Annotated in this window: 22 protein-coding genes; 18 read left to right on the top strand and 4 right to left on the bottom strand. The window is 69.8% G+C overall.

All coding sequences use genetic code 11. From position 1 onward, the window contains the following. From AB0F72_RS12510 to AB0F72_RS12575, 14 genes are all read left to right on the top strand, one after another. Window positions 1-672 (top strand): NADH-quinone oxidoreductase subunit B, encoded by a 672-nt coding sequence (locus tag AB0F72_RS12510; protein WP_014440404.1) that lies wholly within the window; start codon window positions 1-3, stop codon window positions 670-672. Beyond that, the gene (locus tag AB0F72_RS12515) at window positions 669-1388 is read left to right on the top strand and encodes an NADH-quinone oxidoreductase subunit C (protein WP_360429523.1); all 720 of its coding nucleotides are present in this window, start codon (window positions 669-671) and stop codon (window positions 1386-1388) included. Before AB0F72_RS12510 ends, AB0F72_RS12515 begins: the two co-directional genes overlap by 4 nt. Then, the gene (locus AB0F72_RS12520; protein ID WP_360429526.1) at window positions 1385-2710 is read left to right on the top strand and encodes an NADH-quinone oxidoreductase subunit D; all 1326 of its coding nucleotides are present in this window, start codon (window positions 1385-1387) and stop codon (window positions 2708-2710) included. Before AB0F72_RS12515 ends, AB0F72_RS12520 begins: the two co-directional genes overlap by 4 nt. Then, on the top strand, window positions 2710-3858 hold the full coding sequence (gene nuoE / locus AB0F72_RS12525; protein ID WP_360429529.1) for an NADH-quinone oxidoreductase subunit NuoE: 1149 nt from the start codon (window positions 2710-2712) through the stop codon (window positions 3856-3858). Before AB0F72_RS12520 ends, nuoE begins: the two co-directional genes overlap by 1 nt. After that, window positions 3855-5171 (top strand): NADH-quinone oxidoreductase subunit NuoF, encoded by a 1317-nt coding sequence (gene nuoF / locus AB0F72_RS12530; protein WP_360429531.1) that lies wholly within the window; start codon window positions 3855-3857, stop codon window positions 5169-5171. The genes nuoE and nuoF overlap by 4 nt, the downstream gene beginning before the upstream one ends. After that, complete coding sequence (locus AB0F72_RS12535) at window positions 5171-7666, top strand: NADH-quinone oxidoreductase subunit G (protein ID WP_360429534.1); 2496 nt, start codon at window positions 5171-5173, stop codon at window positions 7664-7666. The genes nuoF and AB0F72_RS12535 overlap by 1 nt, the downstream gene beginning before the upstream one ends. Window positions 7667-7674: 8 nt before the next feature. After that, on the top strand, window positions 7675-9030 hold the full coding sequence (gene nuoH / locus AB0F72_RS12540; protein WP_360429917.1) for an NADH-quinone oxidoreductase subunit NuoH: 1356 nt from the start codon (window positions 7675-7677) through the stop codon (window positions 9028-9030). Between the two features lies 1 nt (window position 9031). Further along, window positions 9032-9661: an NADH-quinone oxidoreductase subunit NuoI gene (gene nuoI / locus AB0F72_RS12545; RefSeq protein WP_360429537.1), complete on the top strand. Its 630-nt coding sequence runs from the start codon at window positions 9032-9034 to the stop codon at window positions 9659-9661. After that, complete coding sequence (locus AB0F72_RS12550) at window positions 9661-10404, top strand: NADH-quinone oxidoreductase subunit J (RefSeq protein ID WP_360429540.1); 744 nt, start codon at window positions 9661-9663, stop codon at window positions 10402-10404. Before nuoI ends, AB0F72_RS12550 begins: the two co-directional genes overlap by 1 nt. Next, a complete protein-coding gene (gene nuoK, locus AB0F72_RS12555) occupies window positions 10401-10700 on the top strand; it encodes an NADH-quinone oxidoreductase subunit NuoK (RefSeq protein ID WP_360429543.1) in 300 nt (99 codons plus the stop codon). Before AB0F72_RS12550 ends, nuoK begins: the two co-directional genes overlap by 4 nt. Window positions 10701-10711: 11 nt before the next feature. Beyond that, window positions 10712-12640: an NADH-quinone oxidoreductase subunit L gene (nuoL, locus tag AB0F72_RS12560; protein WP_360429546.1), complete on the top strand. Its 1929-nt coding sequence runs from the start codon at window positions 10712-10714 to the stop codon at window positions 12638-12640. After that, a complete protein-coding gene (locus tag AB0F72_RS12565; RefSeq protein WP_360429549.1) occupies window positions 12637-14175 on the top strand; it encodes an NADH-quinone oxidoreductase subunit M in 1539 nt (512 codons plus the stop codon). The genes nuoL and AB0F72_RS12565 overlap by 4 nt, the downstream gene beginning before the upstream one ends. A gap of 3 nt (window positions 14176-14178) precedes the next feature. Then, a complete protein-coding gene (nuoN, locus tag AB0F72_RS12570) occupies window positions 14179-15711 on the top strand; it encodes an NADH-quinone oxidoreductase subunit NuoN (RefSeq protein ID WP_360429552.1) in 1533 nt (510 codons plus the stop codon). 343 nt (window positions 15712-16054) lie between these two features. Next, the gene (locus tag AB0F72_RS12575; protein WP_360429919.1) at window positions 16055-17014 is read left to right on the top strand and encodes a polyprenyl synthetase family protein; all 960 of its coding nucleotides are present in this window, start codon (window positions 16055-16057) and stop codon (window positions 17012-17014) included. 128 nt (window positions 17015-17142) lie between these two features. Here the strand turns inward: AB0F72_RS12575 and AB0F72_RS12580 are convergent, their stop codons facing one another. Further along, window positions 17143-18309 carry an MFS transporter gene (locus AB0F72_RS12580; RefSeq protein ID WP_360429921.1) on the bottom strand — a complete coding sequence of 389 codons (1167 nt, stop codon included), beginning with the start codon at window positions 18307-18309 and terminating at the stop codon, window positions 17143-17145. Window positions 18310-18478: 169 nt separating this feature from the next. On the opposite strand from AB0F72_RS12580, the gene AB0F72_RS12585 reads away from it, so the two are divergent. Continuing rightward, window positions 18479-19273, top strand: a complete 795-nt coding sequence (locus tag AB0F72_RS12585; RefSeq protein WP_360429555.1) for an IclR family transcriptional regulator C-terminal domain-containing protein — start codon at window positions 18479-18481, stop codon at window positions 19271-19273. A gap of 127 nt (window positions 19274-19400) precedes the next feature. Beyond that, window positions 19401-20114, top strand: coding sequence for a zf-HC2 domain-containing protein (locus AB0F72_RS12590; protein ID WP_360429558.1), 714 nt, complete (start codon window positions 19401-19403; stop codon window positions 20112-20114). A 16-nt stretch (window positions 20115-20130) separates the two neighbouring features. Here AB0F72_RS12590 and rarD read toward each other — a convergent pair whose 3' ends face one another. The 3 genes from rarD to AB0F72_RS12605 form a co-directional block, all read right to left on the bottom strand. Beyond that, the gene (gene rarD, locus AB0F72_RS12595; RefSeq protein ID WP_360429561.1) at window positions 20131-21084 is read right to left on the bottom strand and encodes an EamA family transporter RarD; all 954 of its coding nucleotides are present in this window, start codon (window positions 21082-21084) and stop codon (window positions 20131-20133) included. 122 nt (window positions 21085-21206) lie between these two features. Further along, complete coding sequence (locus AB0F72_RS12600) at window positions 21207-21587, bottom strand: phage holin family protein (RefSeq protein ID WP_360429564.1); 381 nt, start codon at window positions 21585-21587, stop codon at window positions 21207-21209. 81 nt (window positions 21588-21668) lie between these two features. Beyond that, complete coding sequence (locus AB0F72_RS12605) at window positions 21669-23405, bottom strand: type VII secretion protein EccE (RefSeq protein WP_360429566.1); 1737 nt, start codon at window positions 23403-23405, stop codon at window positions 21669-21671. A 284-nt stretch (window positions 23406-23689) separates the two neighbouring features. Between AB0F72_RS12605 and AB0F72_RS12610 the strand changes: the two genes are divergently transcribed. Further along, complete coding sequence (locus tag AB0F72_RS12610) at window positions 23690-24007, top strand: WXG100 family type VII secretion target (RefSeq protein WP_360429569.1); 318 nt, start codon at window positions 23690-23692, stop codon at window positions 24005-24007. 10 nt (window positions 24008-24017) lie between these two features. Continuing rightward, window positions 24018-24311 (top strand): WXG100 family type VII secretion target, encoded by a 294-nt coding sequence (locus tag AB0F72_RS12615; RefSeq protein WP_360429572.1) that lies wholly within the window; start codon window positions 24018-24020, stop codon window positions 24309-24311. Window positions 24312-25944 lie beyond the last annotated feature (1633 nt).

The raw sequence follows: 25944 nt of genomic DNA on the forward strand, positions 1-25944 counted from the left end.
ATGGGAATCGAAGAGAAGCTGCCCAGCGGGATCCTGCTCACCTCGGTGGAGAAACTCTCCAACTACGCGCGCAAGTCGTCGTTCTGGGGAGCCACCTTCGGCCTGGCGTGCTGTGCCATCGAGATGATGGCCGCCGGCGGGCCGCATTACGACCTGGGCCGCTGGGGGATGGAAGTCTTCCGGGCCTCACCGCGGCAGGCCGACCTGATGATCGTGGCAGGCCGGGTCAGCCAGAAGATGGCCCCGGTGGTCCGCCAGATCTACGACCAGATGCCCGAGCCGCGCTCGGTGATCTCGATGGGCGTCTGCGCCTCGTCCGGTGGCATGTTCAACAACTACGCCATCGTGCAGGGTGTCGACCACATCGTCCCGGTCGACGTCTACCTGCCCGGTTGTCCGCCCCGGCCGGAGATGCTGATCGACGCGATCCTCAAGATGCGCGAGAAGGTGATGGCCCAGCCGCTCGGCCCGAACGGGCGCAAGATGCTGGCCCAGCGTGAGGCCGAGGGTAAGACCCCCGTCGTCGCGCCCGGTGCCATGCCGTCGTCGTACCGCGTCGACAAGGCACGTCGTGCGGAATGGACTCAGGCCGTCAAGGAAGGCCGTGAGGAGCAATTGCGGATCGAGAACTGGATGAAACTCCAGCCGCATTTGCGGGAAGGTGTCAAATGAGCATTTCTTCCGGCACTGAGGGTGGCGTACCGATTACTGCGCCGACCGGAGCCAATCTCGATGCGCCGGCACAGACTCCACCCAGCCCCGACAAGGGGATGTTCGGAGTCAAAGGTACCGGTGACGTTTCCGGCTTCGGTCGTCTGGTCCGCCCGCGACCTGCTGTTTTTGACAGCCCACGGCCGTACGGCGGGTATTTCGACGACGTCTATGACGCGTTGGAGGAAGCTTATCCGGCCTTCTCCGAAGCCATCGAGAAGGTGGTCGTAGATAGGGCGGAGCTCACACTTCACATCAGGCCCGAGAAAATCACCGAGGTCTGTCAGGTAATGCGCGACGACGAGTCGTTGCGGTTCGAGCTCTGTTCGTCGGTGGACGCGGTCGACTACCTCGGCACCGACGAGCGCCGGTTCCACGTGGCGTACCAGCTGACCTCGATGACGTACCGGCGGCGGGTGCGTCTCGAAGTGGCGGTGGCCGACGGGGAGAGCGTTCCGAGCGTCACCGGCGTCTACCCGACGGCGGACTGGCAGGAGCGCGAGGTCTACGACATGTTCGGCGTCGTCTTCGCCGGACATCCGAACCTCACCCGGATCCTGATGCCCGACGACTGGGAAGGGCATCCCCAGCGCAAGGACTACCCACTCGGCGGCGTGCCGGTGGAGTACAAGGGTGCCGAGATTCCGCCGCCCGACCAGCGGAGGGTCTACCAATGACGACATCCGAGTACGCGACCGAGCGCGAGACCACCGAGGGCCGGGTCTTCACCGTCACCGGCGGGGACTGGGACTCGATCTCGGCCGGCGTCGACCCGCTCAGCAACGAGAAGATCGTCGTCAACATGGGCCCGCAGCACCCGTCCACGCACGGTGTGCTCCGGCTGGTCCTGGAGCTCGAGGGCGAGACGGTCACCGCGTGCCGCCCGGTCGTCGGTTACCTGCACACCGGGATCGAGAAGAACCTGGAGTACCGGAACTGGACCCAGGGCGTCACGTTCGTGACCCGGATGGACTACCTCTCCAACATGTCGAACGAGGCGGGTTACTGCCTCGCGGTGGAGAAGCTGCTCGGCATCACCGACCAGATCACCGAGCGGGCCACCACGATCCGGGTCATGTTCATGGAGCTCCAGCGGATCGCCTCGCACCTGGTCTGGCTCGCCACGACCGGCATGGAGCTGGGCGCGATCTCGATGATGCTCTACGGCTTCCGGGAGCGGGAGTACATCCTCGACATCTTCGAGGAGACCTCCGGCCTGCGGATGAACAACGCGTACATCCGTCCGGGCGGCCTCGCGCAGGATCTGCCGGAGTCCGCGGTTCGCAAGATCCGCGACTTCCTCAAGTACCTGCCGAAGCGCCTCAAGGAGTACGAGGCGATGCTCTCCGACCAGGTCATCTGGCAGAGGCGTACGCAGGGTGTCGCGGTTCTCGACGTGACCGGCTGCCTGTCCCTCGGCGTCACCGGCCCGGTGCTGCGCGCCGCCGGCCTGCCGTGGGACCTGCGCAAGACCATGCCGTACTGCGGTTACGAGAACTACGAGTTCGACGTGCCGACGGCGACCACTGCCGACGTCTGGGGCCGTTACCTGGTCCGGGTCGCCGAGATCCGGGAGTCACTGAAGATCGTCGAGCAGGCGCTGGACCGGCTTCGCCCCGGCCCGGTCTGGATCGCGGACAAGAAGATCGCATGGCCGTCGCAGCTCGCGCTCGGCCTGGACGGTCTCGGCAACTCCCTCGAACACGTCGCCAAGATCATGGGTCAGTCGATGGAGTCCCTGATCCACCACTTCAAGCTCGTGACCGAGGGCTTCCGAGTTCCGCCTGGTCAAGTCTATGTCGCGATCGAGCATCCGCGTGGCGAACTCGGCGTACACGCGGTCTCGGACGGTGGCACCCATCCGTACCGGGTGCACTACCGCGAGCCGAGCTTCGTCAACCTCCAGGCCATCCCCGCGATGGCCGAGGGGGCGCTGCTCGCCGACGTGATCGCCGGCGGCGCCTCCCTGGACCCCGTGATGGGTGGGTGTGACCGCTGATGTCCGAACAGACGGTGGAGTTCAGCCCGGCAGCGGCGGCGCTCGCGGAGAAGCTGCTGGAGCCGGCTCTGGAGATCCTCGGCCGGTACCCGGCCGGCCGGGAACGCTCGGCGCTCCTGCCGCTGCTGCACCTGGTGCAGACCCAGGAGGGCCACGTCAGCCCGGCCGGCGTGTCCTTCTGCGCCGAGATCCTCGGGATCAACAAGGCCCAGGTCGGCGCGGTGGCGACGTTCTACACGATGTACAAGCGCCGCCCGACCGGCGAATACCTGGTCAGCGTCTGCACCAACACCCTGTGCAACGTGCTCGGCGGCCAGCAGGTCTACGACGAGCTGGCCGAGCACCTCGGCGTCGGACACGACCAGACCACGGCCGACGGCAAGATCACGCTGGAGCACGCCGAGTGCCTGGCGGCCTGTGACTACGCGCCGGTCGTGACGGTCAACTACGACTTCACGGTCGACGAGGCCACCCCGGAATCGGCGATCCAGCTGGTGGAGAACCTGCGCAACGGCGAGCGCCCGACGCCCGCCCGGGGCGCCCGGATCTGCTCGCTCAAGGAGATGCAGTACCAGCTGGCCGGTTTCGCGGACCCGCGCGAGGGCGCGGTCGGCGACGGCGTGGCCGGCGCGCCCACCCTGCGCGGCGCGCGCCTGGCCCAGGAGCACGGCGTCGCGGTGGCGGGCTTCGACCCGGACACCCCGATCACCACGACCAAGCCGGCCCGCGAGGGCAACGCGCTGCCCCAGCCCCAGCCGGAGCAGCCGAGCCGGATCGCGGCGTTCGCAAAGAAGGCCGCCACGGCCGCCAAGGCAGCGGCCGGAGCGGTCGCTGAGAAAGCGGGCAAGGTCGCCGAGCACCGCCACGCGGGCCGGACCACCGACACCGGCGACGTCAAGGACCCGGAGGTCCGCGCGGCCGAGTCCCGCAACCCCACCGCTGACACCCCGGCGCCCTCCGGCGCCGCCGACGCCGGTGGGCCGCCGCCCAGTTCACCGGCCGAGGCCGCCGGCGCCGCCGAGAACGCGCCTGCCGGCGACGGCAAACCGGCAGGTGACGGCAGCCGCGGCGAGTGGATCGTCAGCCAGCGGACCGCCGCGCAGAAGGAAGCCACGAACGTCCCGCGTGGCACCGAGGAGGAGAAGTGACCCAGCCCCGGCCGGAAGTCCTCCAGAAGCTCACCCCCGTGCTCACCAAGCGCTGGCTCTCGCCGGACGCCTGGCAGATCGGCGTCTACGAGCGGCTGGACGGCTATCTGGCGTTGCGTAAGGCGCTCGACGTCCACCCCGACGACCTGATCCAGCTGGTGAAGGACTCCGGCCTGCGCGGCCGGGGCGGCGCCGGCTTCCCCACCGGACTGAAGTGGGGCTTCATCCCGCAGGGTGACGGCAAGCCGCACTACCTCGTGATCAACGCGGACGAGGGTGAGCCCGGCACCTGCAAGGACCTGCCGCTGATGACCTACGACCCGCACTCGCTGGTGGAGGGCGCGATCATCGCGGCGTACGCCATCCGGGCGAACCGGGCGTTCATCTACATCCGTGGCGAGGCGGTGCACGCCGCGCGGCGGCTGCGCAACGCGGTGAAAGAGGCGTACGCCAAGGGATACCTCGGCAAGAACATCTTGAAGTCCGGGTTCGACCTGGACCTCGTCGTGCACAGCGGGGCGGGGGCGTACATCTGCGGTGAGGAGACGGCGCTGCTGGACTCCCTGGAGGGGTTCCGCGGCCAGCCCCGGCTCCGCCCGCCCTTCCCGGCCATCGCGGGTCTCTACGCCAGCCCGACCGTGGTCAACAACGTCGGGACGATCGCCAGCGTGCCGTACATCGTGCTGGGCGGCGCGGACTGGTGGAAGAGCATGGGCACCGAGAAATCGGCCGGCCCGATGATCTACTCGCTCTCCGGCCGGATCGCCAACCCGGGCCAGTACGAGTGCGGCCTCGGGATCACCCTGCGGGAGCTGATCGAGCTGGCCGGGGGCATGAAACCGGGCCACAACCTGAAGTTCTGGACGCCGGGCGGGTCGTCGACGCCGATCCTGACCGCCGAGCACATCGACACCCCGATGGACTTCGAGGGGGTCGCGGCGGCCGGGTCGATCCTCGGCACCACGGCGATGCAGATCTTCTCGGACCAGGACTGCCCGGTCTACAACACGTGGCGGTGGCTGGAGTTCTACCACCACGAGTCGTGCGGCAAGTGCACACCGTGCCGCGAGGGCAACTACTGGATGGTCCGCACGTACCGCCGGATCCTCTCGGGTCAGGGCACCTACAAGGACCTGGACACCCTCCAGGACACCGCGGACAACATCTTCGGCCGGTCGTTCTGCGGTCTCGGCGACGGCGCCGCGACCCCGGTCGTGTCGACGCTCAAGTGGTTCCGGGACGACTACCTCGGCTACATCGAGGGCCGGACCGCGCCGCGCCTGTCGGAGAAGAGCCTGGTGGGAGCGCACTAATGACTGATGTTGCCAAAAAGGCCGACCTCGTCACGCTCACCGTCGACGGCGTCGAGGTGACCGCCGAGAAGGGCGAGCTGGTCATCCGGGTCGCCGAGCGGATGGGCATCGCGATCCCGCGGTTCTGCGACCACCCGCTGCTCGCGCCGGCCGGCGCCTGCCGGCAGTGCCTCGTCGAGGTGGAGGGCCAGCGCAAGCCGGTCGCCTCCTGCACCCAGACGGTGGCCGAGGGCATGGTGGTGAAGACCCAGCTCAGTTCGCCGGTGGCCGCGAAGGCCCAGGCCGGCGTGATGGAGCTGCTTCTGATCAACCACCCGCTCGACTGCCCGACCTGCGACAAGGGCGGCGAGTGCCCGCTGCAGAACCAGGCGATGAGCAGCGGACGGGCCGACTCCCGGTTCGTCGAGCAGAAGCGTGAGTACGAGAAGCCGATCCACATCTCCAGCCAGGTGCTGCTGGACCGGGAACGCTGCGTGCTCTGCCAGCGCTGCACCCGGTTCTCCGAGGAGATCGCCGGGGACAAGTTCATCGACCTGATGGACCGCTCCTCCGGCGAGCAGATCAACGTCTACCGGGACGACTTCTTCGGCGGCGAGGGCACCGGGGACGGCCAGGCCGGCGACGGCGAGGGGGACGTTCCGTTCAACTCGTACTTCTCCGGGAACACCATCCAGATCTGCCCGGTCGGCGCGCTCACCGGCGAGCAGTACCGGTTCCGGGCCCGTCCGTTCGACCTGGTCAGCTCGCCGACGTCGTGCGAGCACTGTGCGGCCGGCTGCTCGATGCGCGCCGACCACCGGCGTGGCAAGGTGCTGCGGCGGCTGGCCGGCGACGACCCCGCGGTCAACGAGGAGTGGAACTGCGACAAGGGCCGGTGGGGCTTCCGCTACGCCACCGCCACCGACCGGATCACCACGCCGCTGGTGCGCGACGCGGTCTCCGGCCAGCTGCGCGAGGCGTCCTGGAGCGAGGCCCTGCTGGCGGCCGCGGAGGGGCTGGGGGCGGCACGCGAGCGCGGCGTGGGTGTCCTGCCGGGTGGGCGGCTCACGGTCGAGGACGCGTACGCGTACGCGAAATTCGCCCGGATCGTCCTCGGCAGCAACGACATCGATTTCCGGGCACGGCCGATCCGCGCTTCGGGTACGGCACCGACCGCGACCGAGGAGGCCGACTTCCTCGCCTCGTCGGTCGCCGGGATCGCCGACGTGACCTACGAGGACGTGGAGAACGCGTCGTCCGTCCTGATCGTGGGACTGGAACCGGAGGAGGAGTGCCCGATCCTCTTCCTGCGTCTGCGCAAGGGCCACCAGAAGAAGAAACTCCAGGTGACGGCGGTTTCCCCGTACCTCTCAAGGGGTTTTGAAAAGCTCGGCGCGACGCTTGTCGCAGCGGTCCCGGGCGACGAGGCCCGGCTGCTCAACACCGACCCGGCCGTCGCCGGCGCGCTGAGCGCGCCCGGCGCCCTGCTGATCGTCGGCGAGCGGCTGGCGACGGTGCCGGGTGGTCTCGCCGCGGCGGCCGCCCTGGCCGGGCGGACCGGCGCTCGCCTGGCCTGGGTGCCGCGCCGGGCCGGTGACCGGGGCGCGCTGGACACCGGCTGCCTGCCGAACCTGCTGCCCGGCGGCCGTCCGGTCACCGACGCGGCGGCCCGGGCCGAGCTCTCGCTGGCCTGGCGCATCGAGCCGGGCGTGCTGTCCGGCACACCGGGCCGGGACGTCGACCAGATCATCGCGGCGGCCGCCGACGGCACGCTCGGCGCGCTGCTGGTCGGCGGCGTGGACCCGGCCGATCTGGCCGATCCGCGGCTGGCCGAGGAGGCGCTCGACGCCGTGCCGTTCCTGGTGAGCCTGGAACTGCGGCAGAGCGCGGTGACCCGCCGCGCCGACGTGGTGCTGCCGATCGCTCCGGCGGTCGAGAAGGCCGGCACCTACATGGACTGGGAGGGCCGTCTGCGATCGTTCGACGCGGTCCTGCCGGGCACGTCGATGACCGACGGCCGGGTGCTGGAGGCGGTCGCGGCGCTGCTCGACGTCAGCCTGAACACCGGTGACGTGATGACGGTCCGCCGGGAGCTGGGCACTCTGCCGGCCGCGGCGGCCCGCCCGGTCACGCCGGTGACCGAGCCCGCAGAGCTCGCCCGCCCGGGTGAGCGGGAGGCGGTGCTCGCCACCTGGCACCAGCTGATCGACCTCGGCACGCTGCTCGACGGCGACGAGGTTCTGGCCGGCACGGCCCGCCCGCCGGTGGCGCGGATCGGCAAGGACCTGGCCGAGTCGCTCGGCGTGGTCGACGGCGACCTGGTCACGGTCAGCACCGGCCGGGGCGGCGTGACGCTGCCGGCCGCGATCACCGACCTGCCGCCGGGCGTGGTGTGGCTGCCCACCAACTCACCGGGATCGACGGTGCGGCGCAGCCTCGGCGTGACAGCCGGCGCGGTCGTCCGTGTCGAGGCCGGCGTCGGCGGACCGATCCTCGCCGAAGGGGCTGCGCGATGAACGCGATTCTGGCGGCACACGCCGTCGACCCGACACTGGAGACGTTCGAGAACGACGTCTGGTGGATCACGCTGATCAAGCTGTTCGGCTTGTTCGTGCTGCTCCTGCTGCTGACCCTGTTCACGATCAACTATGAGCGCAAGGTCGTGGCCCGGATGGCGGTCCGGCCCGGACCCAACCAGGTCGGGCCGAACGGCTGGCTGCAGAGCCTCACCGACGGCCTAAAGCTGCCGTTCAAGGAGGAGATCATCCCGAAGACCGCCGACAAGGTGGTCTACTTCATCGCTCCGGTGATCTCCGCGACGGTGGCGTTCACCGCGTTCTCGGTGATCCCGTTCGGCGGCGTGGTCAACATGTTCGGCCAGCAGACCGCCCTGCAGCTCACCGACGTGCCGGTCTCGGTGCTGGTGCTGCTCGCCTGCTCCTCGATGGCGGTGTACGGCGTGGTGCTGGCCGGCTGGGCCTCCGGGTCGACGTACCCGCTGCTCGGCGGTCTCCGCTCCAGCGCTCAGATGATCTCGTACGAGGTCGCGATGGGCCTCTCCATCGTGGCGGTGTTCATGACCGCCGGCACGATGAGCACGTCGCAGATCGTCGCGGCGCAGGCCGACGGCACCCCGGTCAACATCTTCGGCTTCGACATCACCGCGCCCGGCTGGTACGCGCTCCAGCTGCTGCCCAGCTTCGTCATCTACATGATCGCGGCGGTCGGTGAGACCAACCGGGCGCCGTTCGACCTGCCCGAGGCAGAGTCGGAGCTGGTCGGTGGCTTCCACACCGAGTACTCGTCGTTCAAGTTCGCGCTCTTCTTCCTCGCCGAGTACATCAACATGATCACCGTCTCGGCGTTCTGCACCACGCTGTTCCTCGGCGGATGGCGGGCGCCCGCTCCGATCACCACGGTCTGGGAGGGCGCCAACTCCGGCTACTTCCCGCTGATCTGGTTCTTCGGCAAGGTGCTGATCCTGCTCTTCGGGTTCATCTGGCTGCGGGCCACGCTGCCCCGGCTGCGCTACGACCAGTTCATGCGGTTCGGCTGGAAGGTCCTCATCCCGGTCAACCTGGTGTGGATCCTCTTCCTGGCGTACTTCAAGGTCGCCCGCAGCGGCCAGCTCTCCGACGAGGTCCGGTGGATCTCCACCGGGGCCATCGCGCTGATCGTGCTGCTCGTCGCCTGGGGCTGGCCGGGGACGAAGAAGCCGAAGCCCGTCTCGATCCAGGAGGAGCTGGCCCAGCGGCCACCGGGCAGCTTCCCGATTCCCCCGATGGATCTCCAGGTGCCGCCGAGCCCGCGCGCCCGCCGATCCGTGGCCGAACGTGCCCCGGCCACCGTCGGCGGCGACCCCGAAACGAAGGAGGTGTGACGTGGCCACACTGACCGGCTCCTTCAAGGGATTCGGTGTGACCTTCGCGCACATGTTCCGCAAGGTGATCACAACCGACTACCCGTTCTCGCCGCCGAAGCCGGCTCCCCGATACCACGGCCGGCACATCCTCAACCGGCACCCCGACGGCCTGGAGAAGTGCATCGGCTGCGAGCTCTGCGCCTGGGCCTGCCCGGCCGACGCGATCTACGTCGAGGGTGGCGACAACACCGACGAGCAGCGCTTCTCGCCCGGTGAGCGGTACGCGAAGATCTACCAGATCAACTACGCCCGGTGCATCTTCTGCGGGCTCTGCATCGAGGCCTGCCCGACCCGGTCGCTCACCATGAGCAACGAGTACGAGCTGGCCCGGGACAGCCGCCAGGATCTGATCTTCACGAAGAAGGAGCTCCTGGCCCCGCTGCTGCCCGGCATGGAGCAGCCGCCGCACCCGATGCGGCTCGGCGAGACCGACAAGGACTACTACCTCGGCGCGCTGACCAACCCGGGCACCTCGGCCGGCGCGGAGCGGGCGCCGTGGGAGGACGCGGGCACGCACGACGCCTCCGACCCGGCGGAACACGCCGACCGCCCGGAGAACGCCGGCACGGTGCGGAAGGAGGCCGTGTGATGGACGCGGTCTCCACCGGCGAACAGGTCGCGTTCTGGATCCTCGGCACCATCTCGGTGGTCGGCGCGCTCGGCATGGTGCTGGCCCGCAACGCGGTGCACTCCGCGTTGTGGCTGGTCGTCACCATGCTCTGCCTGGGCTTCCTCTACGTGGTCAACGCGGCGCCGTTCCTCGGCATGGTCCAGATCATCGTCTACACCGGCGCGATCATGATGCTGTTCCTCTTCGTGCTGATGCTCGTCGGCCGGGACGCGTCGGACTCGCTGATCGAGACGTTGCGCGGGCAGCGGGTCGCGGCGATCGTGCTCGGCATCGGGTTCGCCGCGCTGATCGCCACCGGGCTGGCCCGCTCGCTCGGCGACACCGACGCGGTCGGGCTGGCCGAGGCGAACCAGAACGGCAACGTCCAGGGCCTCGCCGCGCTCCTCTTCACCAACTATGTCTTCGCGTTCGAGGTGACCTCGGCGCTGCTCATCACGGCCGCGGTCGGCGCCATGGTGCTGGCACACGTGGAGCGCGCGAAGGAGGACAAGGTCGACCAGGTGACCCGGATGAAGGAACGGTTCCGGCCGGGCAACTACCCGGGGCCGAGGCCCGGTCCGGGCATCTACGCGAACACCATGTCGGTGGCCGCGCCGGCCCGGCTCCCGGACGGCAACGGCGCCGAGCGCAGCATCTCGCCGATTCTCCCGGTCCGTGAGCTGACCGACTCGGAGGTCGCACCGAAGGGAACCGAGCGGTGACTCCTGATTACTACCTGGTGTTGTCGGTCATCCTCTTCACCATCGGCGCGACAGGCGTGCTGATCAGGCGTAACGCGATCGTCCTGTTCATGTGCATCGAACTGATGCTGAACGCGGCGAACCTCGCGCTGGTCACCTTCAGCCGGATCAACGGCAGCCTGGACGGTCAGATCATCTCGTTCTTCGTGATGGTCGTCGCGGCGGCCGAGGTCGTGGTCGGCCTCGCCATCATCATGTCGATCTTCCGTACGCGGCGCTCGGCGAGCGTTGACGACGCGAACCTCCTCAAGTACTGAAGGGCCTTCACGTGGAACAGACAGTGGAGTTTGCCCCAGCGACGGGGGTGCTGAGCAGCATCTGGCTGCTCGTTGCGATCCCGCTCGCCAGTGCGGCCGTCCTGCTGCTGCTCGGCAGGAGGTCCGACAAGTGGGGGCACTGGCTCGGCGTCCTCTCGGTCGCCGCCTCGTTCGTGCTCGGCCTGGTCTTCTTCGTGAGCCTGTCCGGGCTGGAACCGGAGCGGCGCTCGGCCGAGCTCAATCTCTGGGACTTCATCGTGGTCGGCGGTCTGCAGGTCGACTTCGGCCTGCTCTTCGACCCGCTCTCCGGCGTCTTCGTGCTGCTGATCACGGGCGTCGGATCGCTGATCCACCTGTACGCGGTCGGGTACATGGCGCACGACCCCGGCCGGCGGAAGTTCTTCGCCTACTTCAACCTCTTCGTCTCGGCGATGTTGCTGCTGGTCCTGGGCAACAACTACGTGATGCTCTACTTCGGCTGGGAGGGCGTCGGCCTGGCGTCGTACCTGCTGATCTCCTTCTGGTACACCCGCCCGTCAGCGGCCACGGCCGGTAAGAAGGCGTTCCTGATGAACCGGGTCGGCGACGCCGGCCTGGCGATCGCCATCTTCATGATGTTCGCCTTCCTGGGCACCACGCAGTACGCCGAGGTCTTCAACGGCGCCTCGTCCCTGGCCGCCGGCACGTTGCTGATCATGGGCATCCTGTTGCTGCTCGGCGCGTGCGGCAAGTCCGGCCAGTTCCCGTTGCAGGCCTGGTTGCCGGACGCGATGGAGGGCCCGACCCCGGTCTCGGCGCTGATCCACGCGGCGACCATGGTCACCGCGGGCGTCTACCTGGTCGCCCGGTCCAACCCGATCTTCTCGGCGAACACCACGCTGCAGCTGATCGTGGTGAGCGTCGGCGCGCTGACGCTGCTGATGGGCTGCATCATCGGCGCGGCGAAGGACGACATCAAGCGGATCCTGGCCTGGTCGACGGTGAGCCAGATCGGTTACATGTTCCTCGGCGTGGGGCTCGGCGGCGCGGCGTACGCGCTGGCCATCGTGCACCTGCTCGCACACGGCTTCTTCAAGGCCAACATGTTCCTCGGCGCCGGCTCGGTCATGCACGGGATGCACGACCAGGTCGACATCCGGCGGTTCGGCGCCCTGTCGAAGCACATGAAGATCACCTGGATCACGTTCGCCACCGGCTGGCTCGCGATCATCGGCATCCCGCCGCTCTCCGGCTTCTTCTCCAAGGAGCCGATCATCGCGGCCGCGTTCGAGCGCGAGGTGACCTGGGAGTCCTGGGTGTTCGGGATGGCCGCGCTGATCGGCGCCGGGCTCACCGCGTTCTACATGACCCGGCTCTTCGTGCTGACGTTCCACGGCCCGGCGCGCTGGACCGACGACATCAAGCATCCGCACGAGTCGCCGCCGATCATGACGATTCCGCTGATCCTGCTGGCGATCGGCTCGGTCGCGGCCGGCTGGCTGATGAGCACGAGCGTGCCGGACTGGCTCACGCCGGTCTTCGGCGCGGAACAGGCCGAGGCGCACGGCGTGCTCTCGCACACCGTGATCACCATCCTGTCGCTGGTGGTGACGGTGCTCGGCGCGGGTCTGGGCTGGGCGCTGTTCCGGAACGGGACGGCCACCGAGCCGCAGCCGGCCGGTGCGCTGGTCACCGCGGCGCGCCGCAACCTTTACACCGACGCGTTCAACGAGGCGGTGTTCGAGCGGCCCGGCATCTACCTGACCCGGGCCCTGGTCTTCCTCGACAACAGGGGCATCGATGGCCTGGTGAACGGCCTTGCGGCCGGGATCGGCGGCGGCTCGGCGCGCTTGCGGCGGCTTCAAACCGGTTTTGTACGGTCGTACGCCCTCTCCATGCTCACCGGCGCGATGCTGGTCGTCGGCGCCTTCATCGCGATCCAGCTGGGGTGGTTGGCGTGACGGACTTTCCTTTCCTCAGCGTCCTCACCCTGCTCCCGCTGGTCGGAGCCGTGGTGGTGGCTTTCATTCCCCGGGCGAAGGCCGAGCTGGCCAAGGTGGTGGCCCTCGTCTGGTCGCTGATCGTTCTCGGACTCAGCGTCGTCATGTGGGCGGCCTACACGATCGGCGGCGAGCGGTTCCAGTTCCGCGAGTCCTACGCCTGGATCCCGTCCTGGGACGCCCGCTTCACCTTCGCCGCCGACGGCATCGCGCTCGTCATGCTGATGCTGATCGCCGTCCTGTTCCCGATCGTCATCCTGGCGTCCTGGAACGACGTCGACCAGAGCCGGCGGTCCGCTCCGGCGTACTTCGCGCTCCTGCTCTCCTTCGAGTTCACGATGATCGGGGTGTTCGCCGCGGCGGACGTCTTCCTCTTCTACGTGTTCTTCGAGATCATGCTGATCCCGATGTACTTCATCATCGGCTCGTTCGGCACCGGCCAGAAGCAGTACGCGGCGGTGAAGTTCTTCCTCTACAGCCTGGTCGGCGGCCTCTTCATGCTGGCCTCGGTGATCGGGCTGTGGGTGGTCGCCGGGCACACGTTCGACTTCACGAAGCTGGTCGAGGCGACCGGCTCGGTGGACACCGAGACCGCGCGCTGGCTGTTCCTCGGCTTCTTCGTGGCGTTCGCGATCAAGGCGCCGTTCTTCCCGTTCCACACCTGGCTGCCGGACTCCGGTGGCGCCGCGCCGGCCGGTGCGGCAGCGCTGCTCGTCGGCGTGATGGACAAGGTCGGTACGTTCGGCATCCTGCGCTACTGCCTCTCGCTCTTCCCGGAGGCGTCGCGCTGGTTCGCTCCGGCGGCGATGGCCCTCGCGGTCATCGGCATCATCTACGCGTCGCTGCTCGCGGTCGGCCAGAACGACCTGAAGCGCCTGGTCTCGTACACGTCGATCGCGCACTTCGGTTTCATCGGCATCGGGATCTTCGCGTTCACCACGCAGGCCGGCACCGGCGCGGTGCTCTACATGGTCAACCACGGCCTCGCCACCGGCCTGCTCTTCATCGTGGTCGGGATGTTCGTGGCCCGGCGCGGCTCGGCGCTGGTCAGTGACTTCGGCGGCGCCGGGAAACTGGTGCCGGTGCTGGCCGGCGTGCTGTTCTTCGCCGGCCTCGCCTCGCTGGCGCTGCCCGGCACCGCGCCGTTCGTCAGCGAGTTCCTGGTGCTGATCGGCACATTCAGCACCCACAAGGGGTACGCCGTGGTGGCCACCCTCGGCATCATCCTGGCCGCCGCGTACGTGCTCTGGATGATCCAGCGGACCACGCAGGGCACGCTGAACCCGGCTCTGACCGAGGTTCCGGCGATGTCCAAGGACCTCAGCCTGCGCGAGAAGTTCGTGGTCGCCCCGCTGATCCTGCTCATCGTGGTGCTCGGCTTCTACCCGAAACCGGTCATCGACGTGATCAACCCGGCGGTGCAGGCGACCCTGCAGGACGTCGGCGCCACCGACCCGGCCCCGGTGGTGGCCGCAGATGGAAAGGCAGGCGGCTGAGCCATGGGAGAACTGCAACTTCCCGCCATCGACTACGGCGCTCTCGCGCCGATGCTGATTCTCTTCGGCGCGGCCTGCCTCGGCGTCCTGGTCGAGGTGCTCGTCCCGCGGAAGGCCCGCAACGGGGTGCAGCTCGCGCTGTCCCTGGTCGCGGTGGTGGCGGCGCTCGTGGCCGTGGTGCTGCAGCGGGACACCCGGATCACCACGATCGGCGGCGCGGTCGCGATCGACGGGCCGTCGCTCTTCCTCCAGGGCGCGATCCTGGTGCTCGGGGCGGTGTCGCTGCTGCTGATCGGTGAGCGGTCGATCGAGAAGGGCGGCGCGTTCGTGTCGCAGGCCGCGATCACCGTCGGCTCGGAGAAGGACCTGCGGCAGGCCGGCGGCGCGCCCGGCGCCACCGAGGTCTACCCGCTGACCTCGTTCGCTCTCGGCGGCATGATGCTCTTCGTCGCGGCGAACGACCTGCTCACCATGTTCGTGGCGCTCGAGGTCTTCTCGCTGCCGCTCTACCTGCTCTGCGCGCTGGCCCGCCGCCGGCGTCTGCTCAGCCAGGAGGCGGCGCTGAAGTACTTCCTGCTCGGCTCGTACGCCTCGGCGTTCTTCCTGTTCGGGGTGGCCTTCATCTACGGCTTCGCGGGCGGGATCCGGCTGGAGAACGTGCAGGCAGCGGTCGCGAACCCGCAGCGCAGCCAGGTGCTGCTCTACGCCGGCTTCGGGCTGATCGCGATCGGTCTGCTCTTCAAGGCCGCGCTGGCGCCGTTCCACGTCTGGACGCCGGACGTCTATCAGGGCGCCCCGACGCCTGTCACCGCGTTCATGGCGGCCTGCACCAAGGTCGCCGCGTTCGGCGCGCTGCTGCGCATCCTGTACGTCGCGTTCGCCGGTGTGCAGTGGGACTTCCAGCCGGTCCTCGGCACGATCGCGGTGCTGACCATGTTCGTCGGCGCGATCCTGGCCGTCACACAGACCGACCTGAAGCGGCTGCTCGCGTACTCGTCGATCGCGAACGCCGGTTACCTGATGGTCGGCGTCCTCGCGATGAACGAGGAGGGTCTCGCCAGCACGATGTTCTACCTGGTCGCCTACGGGTTCTCGGTGCTCGCGGCGTTCGCGATCATCAGCCTGGTGCGGGACGCCGACGGCGAGGCCACCCACCTGTCCCGGTGGGCCGGCATCGGCCGGAAGAGCCCGCTGCTCGCCGCCACCTTCACGTTCGTCCTGCTCGCCTTCGCCGGCATTCCGATGACCAGTGGCTTCATGAGCAAGTTCGCGGTCTTCGGTGCGGCGATCGAGGGCGGGCAGACCTGGCTGGTGATCTTCGGTGTCATCTCCAGCATGCTGCTGGCGTTCCCGTACCTGCGGGTCGTCGTGCTGATGTGGCTCTCCGAGCCGGGTGAGACGACGCCTGCGGTGTCCATCCCCGGTTTCCTCACCGCCACTGCGCTGGGGCTCGGCGTGATCGCCACGGTGGCGCTGGGCGTGGCCCCGGACCCGCTGCTGGAGTTGACCGAGCAGGCGGGCCAGTTCGTTCGCTGACCGTCCTAGACCATCAGACCGCCGCTGCTCGGCTGACCGGCCCCGGCAACACGCCGGGGCCGGTTTCGCTGACGGCATCTAATTTGGATGACCGCGGTGTCCGAGTCGGCTTCCCCGCCGACGCCGACTGGACCTCGCTGACCGATTTTCACTACATGTGGCTGATCATCACGAACACCGCGACCGAGGTGCGGGCTTCGGGCGTACCCGAGGTGTCGGATTTTGGATCTTGTCCCTTGCCACCCTGGGACAGAATCCGTCGGGCCCGTATGGCATCGTGAGATGCGTGGTGAGCACCGGTGATCTGACGCTGTCGTCGCTGGGCCTCGACGTCGATCCCGCGATGGACGCGTCGGTGTCAGCGACGCTGGCCGCCGTGGAGGAAGCGCTGCGAGGCCATGTGGCCAGCGCCGACCCGCTGGTGGCCGAGGCCGCGCGCCATCTCGCCGACGCCGGGGGCAAACGGTTCCGGCCGCTGCTGGTGGCGCTCGGGGCGCAGTTCGGTGATCCGACGTCACCGCAGGTCGTCGACGCGGCGAACGTGGTGGAGCTGACCCACCTCGCGACGCTCTACCACGACGACGTGATGGACGAGGCGACAGTGCGCCGGGGGGCGCCGAGCGCCAACGCGCGCTGGGGCAACTCGGTGGCGATCCTGGTCGGTGACTACCTCTTCGCGCAGGCCGCCGACCTGGCCGCCCAGCTCGGCACCGAGGCGGTGCACCTGCAGGCGCAGACGTTCGCCCGCCTGGTGCACGGCCAGATCGCCGAGACGGTCGGCCCGCGGGGCAGCGACCCCATCGAGCACTACCTGCACGTCATCGCGGAGAAAACGGCCTCGCTGATCGCGACGGCGGCCCGGTTCGGCGGCCTCTTCTCCGGCGCGCGGCCCGAGCACGTGGAGGCCCTCGCGCACTACGGCGAGACCATCGGCATCGCCTTCCAGCTCTCCGACGACCTGCTCGACATCGCGTCCGAGTCGGTGCAGTCCGGCAAGACCCCCGGCACCGACCTGCGTGAGGGCGTGCCGACGCTGCCGGTGCTCTACGCGCTGGCCGGCGACGACACCGACGCGTCGGCGGTGCGGCTGCGCGAGCTGCTCTCGGCCGGTCCGATCACCGACGACGCGCTGCATGCCGAGGCCCTCACGCTGCTGCGCGAGTCGGCGGCGATGAAGCAGGCGCGGGAGACCGTGCGGACCTATGCGGAGGAGGCGCGGGCCCGGCTGGCGCCGCTCCCCGCCGGCGAGGCGAAACGGACGATGGAGGCGCTGTGCGACTTCATCGCCGACCGCACGAGCTGACAGCGGTCATCGACTACCACGCCACCGAAGGCCGCTCCCCGCTCCCGCTCCCCGCTCCCGCTCCTGTTTCCCGCTCCCCGCTCTTCCGCGATCTTGGCGATTTGCTCCATGGGGCGACTGCGATTCGCCTAGATCGTGTGTCGGCGTAGGAGGCGGCTGCCGAGCAGCATCAGCGCGGCGGCGGTGACCATCGCGATCGCGCCCGCCGTCCACATGGCTGGATACCCGGCGGACCCGGCCAGCGCGCCCAGCCCGAGCGGACCCACGCACCCACCTGCGTAAACGCCGGTCTGGGTGATCGAGGTGGCGGCGGCCGGCGCCTGGGGGTGCAGCCGGACCACGGCGAACGTCATCAGTCCCGGCCAGGCCCAGCCGAACCCGAAGCCGAGCACGATTCCGGCGACCATCGCGACCGTTCCCGGTGTGGACAGCAGCACCAGCCCACCCGCGCCGATGGTCAGCAGCATCGCGATCACACCGACCTGCCGGTCCGGCTGCCGGTCGGCCTGCCAGCCGCCGGCGATCCGGGCGGCCGCGCAGATCGCGCCGCCGAGGGTGAGCGCGAGACCGGCCGGTCCGGGACTGACTCCCCGGTCGACCGCGGAGGCGACCACGAACGTGCCGAGAGCGTTCGCGGATCCGGCGGCCAGCGTCGCGGCCAGGCCGATCACCACGAGCGCGCCGGTGGCCTGCCCGGTTTCGGCGCTGCGCCGGCGGTGCCCGGAGTCGCGGGGCACCAGCGGGATGGCGGCCACGGCGGCCAGGCCGGCCAGCGCGAACGCCCAGCGCCAGCCGACGGTCAGGGCCACCGCTGGTACGGCCGCGCCGGCCAGCAGTGTGCTCACCGGGATGGCGGCCTGTTTGATGCCGAACGTGAGTCCCTGGCGCCGGGCCGGCACGTGCCGGGACAGGCTGGTGTTGCTGGCGAGCTGACCCATGGCGTTGGCGGCCGCGCCGAGGGCGAGGATCGCCACGAGCGTCCACAGTGACCGCGCGAGGGTCGCGACGGCGATCAGCGAGACGGCCGCCAGGGCGATGCCGCCGCGGGCGATTCGTGTCGCGCCGTAACGTTCGACGAGCGCGCCGGCCGGTACGGAGGCGAGTGCGCTCGCTCCGAAGTAGGCGGAGACGGCCAATCCGAGGCCCGTCGGCGAGAAATCGAGCTCGTCGCCGACCTGAACGGCAAGGCCTCCCACCAGGAAGACGGGTATCGAAACAGCGATGGTCGTGGTAAGTGCGCCGACCGTAGCCCATCCCGCGTTCCCGCTGGCAGAACCGGTTCCGCCGGAATTGATCTCTGCGGCTCGCACGTGACGCAGACTATGGCAGCTTCCGGCGCTTTGGCTGCGGACAGTCCTAATGATCACACCGGCTGTGCAAATCGATCGTGATCCACATGCTTTTGGCATTCCGTCGACGGATGTTTCTTCATATGGTGTAAGTCCCTGGGCCTCGGAGGTAGCTGTGCGTGACCCCCTAGCGGAGCCGTCAGATCTCATCCGGAGCGTGTCGCGCGCCCTGCGCGTGCTGGAGTCGGTCGGACGAGCGCCGCGTGGACTCACCGTCAAGCAGATCGCCCGGCGATGCGAGCTGACCGTCGCGACGACCTATCACCTGGTGCGAACCCTGGCCTATGAGGGCTACGTGATCCGTCGCGAGGACGGCACGTACATCGTGGGCCTGGAGATAGCCGATCGGTACCGCGAACTGGTCTCCGCGTTTCGTGGCCCGCCCGCGGTGGGCGAGGCGCTGCGCCGAGCCGCCCTGGACACGGGCTACAGCCATTATCTGGGCCGGTTCGTCGGCGGCCGGATCGCCGTGACAGCGTCGGCGGAAGGCGCGCGATCGCCGTTCCTCGACGACATCGCGCCCGGCTTCGACGAGGGCGGCCACGCCACAGCGCTCGGCAAGGCGCTGCTGGCCACGCTCACCCCCGACCAGCGCTCGCGCTATCTGCGGGACTACGGGATGCGCGGCTTCACCCCGGCGACGCTGACCACGCCGGAGGCGCTGGAAGCCGACCTGGCTGCCGGTGAGCGGCGTGGCATGCAGATCGAAATGGGACAGTTCCGGCAAGGGCTGGCCTCGGCCGCCGTGGTCGTCGTCGCCGACCGGGACATGGAACGACGCCTGGTGCTGGCCTGCTCGATGCCGGCCGCCGAGATGCTGACCTCGGCTCGAGTGGTCCGGGCCAAGCTGACCGCGGCCGCCCGCAACGTCGCCGAAGCTCTCTCCGGAGGCGAGTCCGCAACCGCCTGAACGAGTGGTGGCTCTCCGCGTTCGGGTCGCCACGGCCTGACGAGGGGCGCTAAGCAATCGTTGAACCTTCGCGTCAGATGCCGCGTACCACAGACCGGGAGCGACGAGCCGGTTGGAGGCGGTACGCATGCGGTGCGAGGACGGGCATGACGACGCCGCCTACGTGCTCGGCGCGTTGTCGCCGGGGGAGCGGGCGGCCTACGAGAGTCATCTGGCGAGCTGCTCGTTCTGCCGGGAGGCGGTCGCCGACCTGGCCCGCGTACCGGACATGCTCGATCGTCTCGACGCCGAGGAATTCGCCAAGCTGCTCGATCCGACGCTCGGCGAGCAGCCCGGGTACTTCCCGGCCGGCGGGCGCACGGCACTCGGCGAACGCCATCGGCCACCGCGGCGATCGCGGCTGCGCAACTTCTCGATCCGGGTGCTCAGCACCGCTGCAGCGGCGGTCCTGGTGCTGCTGATCGGCGGTGGCGTGGTGACCTGGGGACTGAATCAGGACGCTCCCGCGGCGCCGCCGCCCGGACCCGCCGTCGCGATGAGAGCCGTCGACGACGTCTCGCCGATCACGGCCACGGTCCGGCTCACCAGCACGGCCGGTGGCACGAAGGTGGAGATGCTCTGCTCGTACAGCAGGGCGGCGGATCGGGCCTACACGTTCCGGCTCATCGCGTACGGGCCGGACGAGCAGAAGGAACAACTGGGCTCGTGGCTGGCACAGCCCGGCACGGAGTTCCGGATGCCCGGCGCGACCCACTTCGGCGAGGGCAGCCTGTCCCGGCTCGAGATCGTGCGATTCGACGGGAAGGCGATGCTCACGTACGAACCTCCCGGGTTCGACTGAGGCTCCCCGCGCTGATTCAGCGTGCGGGCAGGGCGGCGGCGGCCGGCCCAGCGGCGGTGGCGGCCGCCGCTTCGGCCGCCGCCCGCTCTCGTGCCGCCGCACGGGTGTGCCGGACAGCGTCCACCGTGAAGATCATCAGCGCGATCCAGACCAGGCCGAAACCGGCGAGCCGGGCGGCCGGCATCGGCTCGTGGTAGATCAGCACACCGCAGCCGAGCTGCAGGATCGGCGCCACGTACTGCAGGATGCCGAGGCCGACGAGCGGCACCCGGTTCGCCGCGCCGGCGAAGAGCAGCAGCGGGATCGCGGTGGCCGCGCCGGAGACCAGCATGAGAACGGTGTGCCTCACCGACACGTGCCCGAACTGCGCCTCGCCGGTGAGGTTCAGCCAGGTCAGGAACGCGAACGCGGGCAGCGCCAGGACACCCGACTCGACGAACAGGCCCTCCGCCGGAGGCAGCGACATCCGCTTCTTGATCAACCCGTAGCAGCCGAACGAGGCGGCCAGGGTCAGTGCCACGTACGGTAGGTGTCCGTAGTCGACCGTGAGAATCGCGACCGCCAGCGTGCCGACCCCGACCGCCACCCACTGCCAGGCCCGGACCCGCTCGCGCAGCACTGTGACGCCGAGCAGGACGGAGACCAGCGGGGTGATGAAGTAGCCCAGCGCGGTCTCCACCACCCGGGACGAGTTCACCGCAGCGATGTAGGTGCCCCAGTTGATGCCGATCAGCACCGCGGCCAGGGCGATCCCGCCGATCAGCCGTGGGGTGCGCAGGAGCCGGCCGAGGAAGCGCCAGTTGCGCGCCACGGCGAGCAGCAGCGCCACGAAGAGCACCGACCAGACGATCCGGTGCGCGAGGATCTCCAGTGGCGGCGAGGGCTGCAACAGCTTGAAATAGATGGGGAAGAAACCCCAGAGCGTGTACGCCGTGAGGCCGTACAGATATCCGCGCCGCTCATCGCTCATGACCCCACCGTAAGGGCCGGGAAGGGGAGCGGTCCTTGCGGTTGTGATGCCGGACACAAAGCCAATCCGCAAGGGCTGGCCTGTTCGGGAGGACGCGGCGGCCGGCGCCCTCCCGGGATGCCTCAGTCGTCGCCGTCCGGGACCAGCATGTTGAGCACCCAGCTCACGACGCCCACCAGCAGCGCGCCGAGGAGCGCGGCCGGCCAGAAGCCGTCGACGTGGAAGCCGAGGCCGACCTCGCCCGCGATCCAGCTGGTGAGCATGAAGAGCAGGCCGTTCACGACGAGCGCGATCAGGCCGAGCGTGAGAACGTAGAGACCGCAACCGAGGACCTTGATGATCGGCCGCAGAATCGCGTTGACCACACCGAAGATCACCGCGACGGCGATCAGCGTGCCGGCCTTGCCGGCCGCGGTGTCGGAGGTCAGATCGATTCCGTCGATCACCAGGGTCGCGATCCACAGCGAGACGGCCGTGATCAACAGCCTGATGAGGATGCCCATGGCAGGGGATCGTGCCACGCGCGGGCCAGGCGGGGGAGCGACACCCCGCGATCTTCATCCCGCTGCGCCGGTCGAATCGGGTCAGAGGGGAATCTGCCGCATATTTCGCTGGGTCTCGATGGACCGGATCGGCTGCCCGATCAGGACTTTCTCCACCGAGGTCGGTGTCAGCGCTGCCCATCGGACCGCCTGCTGAGTGACGACCGCGAGCATGCCCGGCCGCATCCGGGACAGCAGGCCGGCGGTCTCGCCGAGCGCGAGAGCCGGACCGAGCACGGCCGCCTCCTCCGGGGTGAGCGGCTGCAGGAGAAGAAGGTCGGCGGAAGCGGCGAGATCGACATCGGGGTGGCCGAGAACGGTCATCGTGGTCGTCCAGGGCTGAAGCGGGCCGAACTCCGGGCTGGACCCGGCAGCCGTGCCCGTCCGGTCGTGACCGGGGTCGCCGGCCTCGTGCCGGGCGGTGGATGGCTCGGCCGGCCCGTCGTCCTTCACGAGCAGGACCGGGGTCAGCTGCGATCCGGCCGGGACGGCGTCGAGGCCCGGTGGGTGCAGCGTCAGGGATTCGTCGCCGGTAAGGCCACGCACCAGTGGCGCCCACGCGGCCGGACGAGCGGTGCTGACCAGGACGCGGGCCCCGACCGCGAGCGCGCGGAAGACGATCAGCTGAGCGCACCGGCCGGTGCCGACCAGGACCAGGTGAGTGGGCTCGGGGCGGAACGGCCGGATCAGCACCGGGCGCCCCTGCCGGTTGCGGCCCAGCATCAGGCCGTGTGAGAGCCGCGGCAGGACCGGGTCGTTCTGCTCGGGCGGGAGCGCCCTCGCGGCTCCGGGCCGGAGCGCCGGGGGACACGGTGCCAGGGGCAGGGTGGCGGTCAGCGCGGGCAGGTGGTCCCCGTCGTAGCGATGGGCTGTCATCCGCTCACTCGCCAGCAGGCGCCGGAGGGAGCGGGCCGTGGTCTCCAGGGCCGGCATGCCGGGAGCGGTGATCCGGATCAGAAGTGTCGCGGCCGGTCCCGGCTCCACCGTGAGAGCCAGCGTGGTCGCGGTGGCCGGCAGATGCAGCAGCCGTGCGAGCAGGCGTGCGGAGAGACCGGCGCCCGGCTCGGGATCACAGCGGAACACCGCCTGGGTCAGGCCGCCGGCCGTCAGTCCGGCCCATGTCTCCCGGAGGACCGCCGCGGGCCCCACTCCGGCGAGGTCGGCGATCACCCGTACCGTCGCTGTCTCGTCCAGCGGCCCGGTGGCCGACGCGCCCAGCTTGCGCAGCATCGTGCGGGTCGCGGCCGTCACGGCGTGACGCAGCTCGTCGTCGGACTCGGCGCCCTGCCGCGGCACCCGGATCGCCAGGATCGCGCGGTGCTGTGCCAGCGGACCGTCCCGGCCGAGCGCCCGATAGGAGACGGCGGCCGGACCCGCGCGTGCGACAGGGGCCGGTGCGCCGGTCAGCACGAGTTGCAGGCGTACCGGTGGGCTGGTCTCCAGGGTCGCCAGCCGGGGCAGCGTGCCGAGCTCGACCAGCATGGTCAGCCCGAGATCGTCGGCGAGGATCGCGGCCGGTCGCCCGGACAGGCTCACCCTGATCAGCCGGGTGTCGGGGGCGGCGAGCGCGAGGATCGCGGCCGGGGCGCCGAGCCGGACGGTGCGGCCGCGGGTGGCGAAGCGGGCCAGCAGAGCGAGCCACTGGAAAGCCCAGCGCTCGCGGATGCGTACCCACGTCATCGCGAGCAAGCCGGCGGCGCCTGCCGTAGCGAGAGCCACACCGAGATCGCCGTTCACGACACCGAGCAGGATCAGAACGGCGGCGGCTTGGGTGGACACCAGCTGATGGAGATGGACGCGATATGGCCGCCCACTCCCGACGGACAACGACACGGTCATGCTCACACCTCCCGCCGCCGTGGCCTCATGGTAGGTCGGCCGCGAGGTCCGGCCGAGGTTGTCCACAGGCGGTTGGCCCGGTTGTCCACAGGCCGCGAATCGTGCCGCCGGGCGAGCTGAGAACACGGATAACGTCAGCCCTGAAATTCCATGCCTAGTGATCTGTGTCGATGGCATGCGACAGTCCACATGAGATGCGGAGTGAGGGGCGGGTGGCATCCGGAATGACCGATACGCAGGCCGAAATGGCGGTGATGGCGCGGACCGCCGCGAGGTTCGACCAGGTGAACGACGGGCTGCAAAGCACGTTGCGCAGCCTGATGTCCGAGTTGTCGGTGCTGCACGGCACCTGGCGCGGACTGGGCGCCGATGCGTTCGAGCAGGTGAAAGCGGAATACGCGGCGGATCTGCGCCGGCTCGGCGGGGCGCTCGCCGAGACCGCCGACGCGATCCGCACCACCGGCGCCGGATATCAGTCGGCCGACGCCGGCGCGGCCGCCCGGGTGACCCGGACCGGCGGCACGATCGTCCTGCCGCTGTAGGGGGACGACGATGAACGACGGGCTTCTCCGAGTCAGCTTCGGCGCGCTGCGACAGGCCAGCGCCGACATCGACCGGGCGCTTGCCGCGCTGCGCGATCAGCTCGATCAGCTCGAGCGCGACGCCGTCCCGCTCGTGTCGACCTGGTCCGGCGCGGCGCGCGACGCCTATGAGCAACGTCAGAACACGTGGCGGGCGGCGTCCGAGGATCTGCAGGGCATCCTGCGGCAGATCAAGGCGGCCCTCGATGAGTCGGTGATCGATTACGCCGAGACCGAACGGGTGGCGACGCAGCGGTTCCAGTAAGTCCCCCGAACGCGTAATGGACCCAGCCACTTGCGGAACTACCATCGGTGGTTGGATGATCGCGCCCGGCGATCAATTGAGGCTCGCGAGGTCCGCCGGATCTCGTGCCGGGAACGCCGCGAAAGCGACTCAGCAGTCAGCACACCGCCGCCCATTGTGATTGCGGCCTGACCTTGTAGGTTATACGCGTTGAGTTGGCTCGTTCGCAGCGTGGGGAGAGGTGGACGTGTCCGAGTGGGAACCGGCTACGGACGCCGAGATCGCGATGCGCGATGCGTTGCGCACCGACGACCAGGAGTCCTACTTCCGCATTCTCGCCGGTGTCGACCTTCTGTTACCAGTCTCGGCGGACGCGCTCGCGGGTCTGGCGCCACTGGGCTGGGGGACGTGGAGCACCGGCGGGCGTACGCACGTGCTCGCCTTCACCTCGCAGGCCGCGCTGAAGTCGTGCCTCGCTGACTACACGGGTTCCGCGCGCCGCGTGCCGTACGCGGAGCTCGCCAACACCTGGCCCAACCTGGAGTGGTGGCTCGCCGTCAACCCGGGTCTGCCGATCGAGGGATACCTGCCGGCCTGGTTCGTGGCCCAGCTCGCTCGTGGCGACCTCCGGCTGCCGACCCGCGGCCCGGGCCGGGAAGCCCAGGCCAGCACGTCCAAGATCCAGGAGATCGGGGCCGCCGCGCTGGCCGCGAGCCGGGGATCCGAGGCGGGCGGACCAACCTACGACCCGGCGCAGGGCCGGCCGCAGACTCCGGCGGCCGTTTCCACGCCGCCGGGCGGGCCGGGTGCTTCGACTTTGCCGCAGGCTGCGCCGGGTGCTCCCGCAGTGCCGCCGGTCGCGCCTGCGGTGGCTCCGATTCCGCCGGTGGGCGCGCCTCCCACCGGGCCTGGTGGGCTGCCGGTGCGGGCACCCGGACAGACTCAGGGACCGGGTGGGCTGCCGAAGCGGACGCCGGGCACGGCTGCACCCGGCGGAACCCCCGCGGGTTATCAGCCTCCGGGTGCGCCTGCCGGCTATCAGCCTCCGGGTACGCCCGGTGGCGCTCCCGCCGGCTATCAGCCTCCCGGTGTGCCTGGCGGGACTCCGGCCGGCTACCAGCCTTCCGCTGTTCCGGCGCCTTCCGCCTATCGGGTTCCGGCGGTGCCTCCGGCGGCTGCGCCCCCTGCTGCCCTTCCGCCTGCTGCTCTTCCGCCTGCTGCTCTTCCGCCGGCTGCGGCCGCGCCGGGCGCCGGCCTTCCGTCGGGTGCTGCCGCGTCGTCCCCCGCCGCGCCGGCCGCTCCGCCCGTTTCCTCCGCTCCGCCCGTTTCCTCCGCTCCGCCCGTTCGGCCTGTCATCGGTGGCCCCACTCCGGGCGCCGGGCTGGCTACGCCGGGCTGGGACAAGCCGTCCCTGCCGTTCAACGTGCACGAGGACCCGCGTGGGCCGCTGCCGGACCCCGGCGCACCGCTGCCGGTCCGCAAGCCGATGGCGAACACCCCGCCGGTACCCGAGCACGTCGCGCCCTATGACCCGGCCGAGACGCCGTTCGCGCCGAACTGGTCCGGCCAGCGCGCCGCCGGTGCGCCGGTTTCCGCAGCTCCGGCTCCGGGCGTGCCAACTTCGGGCGTGCCGGCTCCGGGCGTGCCAACTTCG

The organism is Actinoplanes sp. NPDC023936 (assembly GCF_040639325.1).
GTDB lineage: Bacteria > Actinomycetota > Actinomycetes > Mycobacteriales > Micromonosporaceae > Actinoplanes.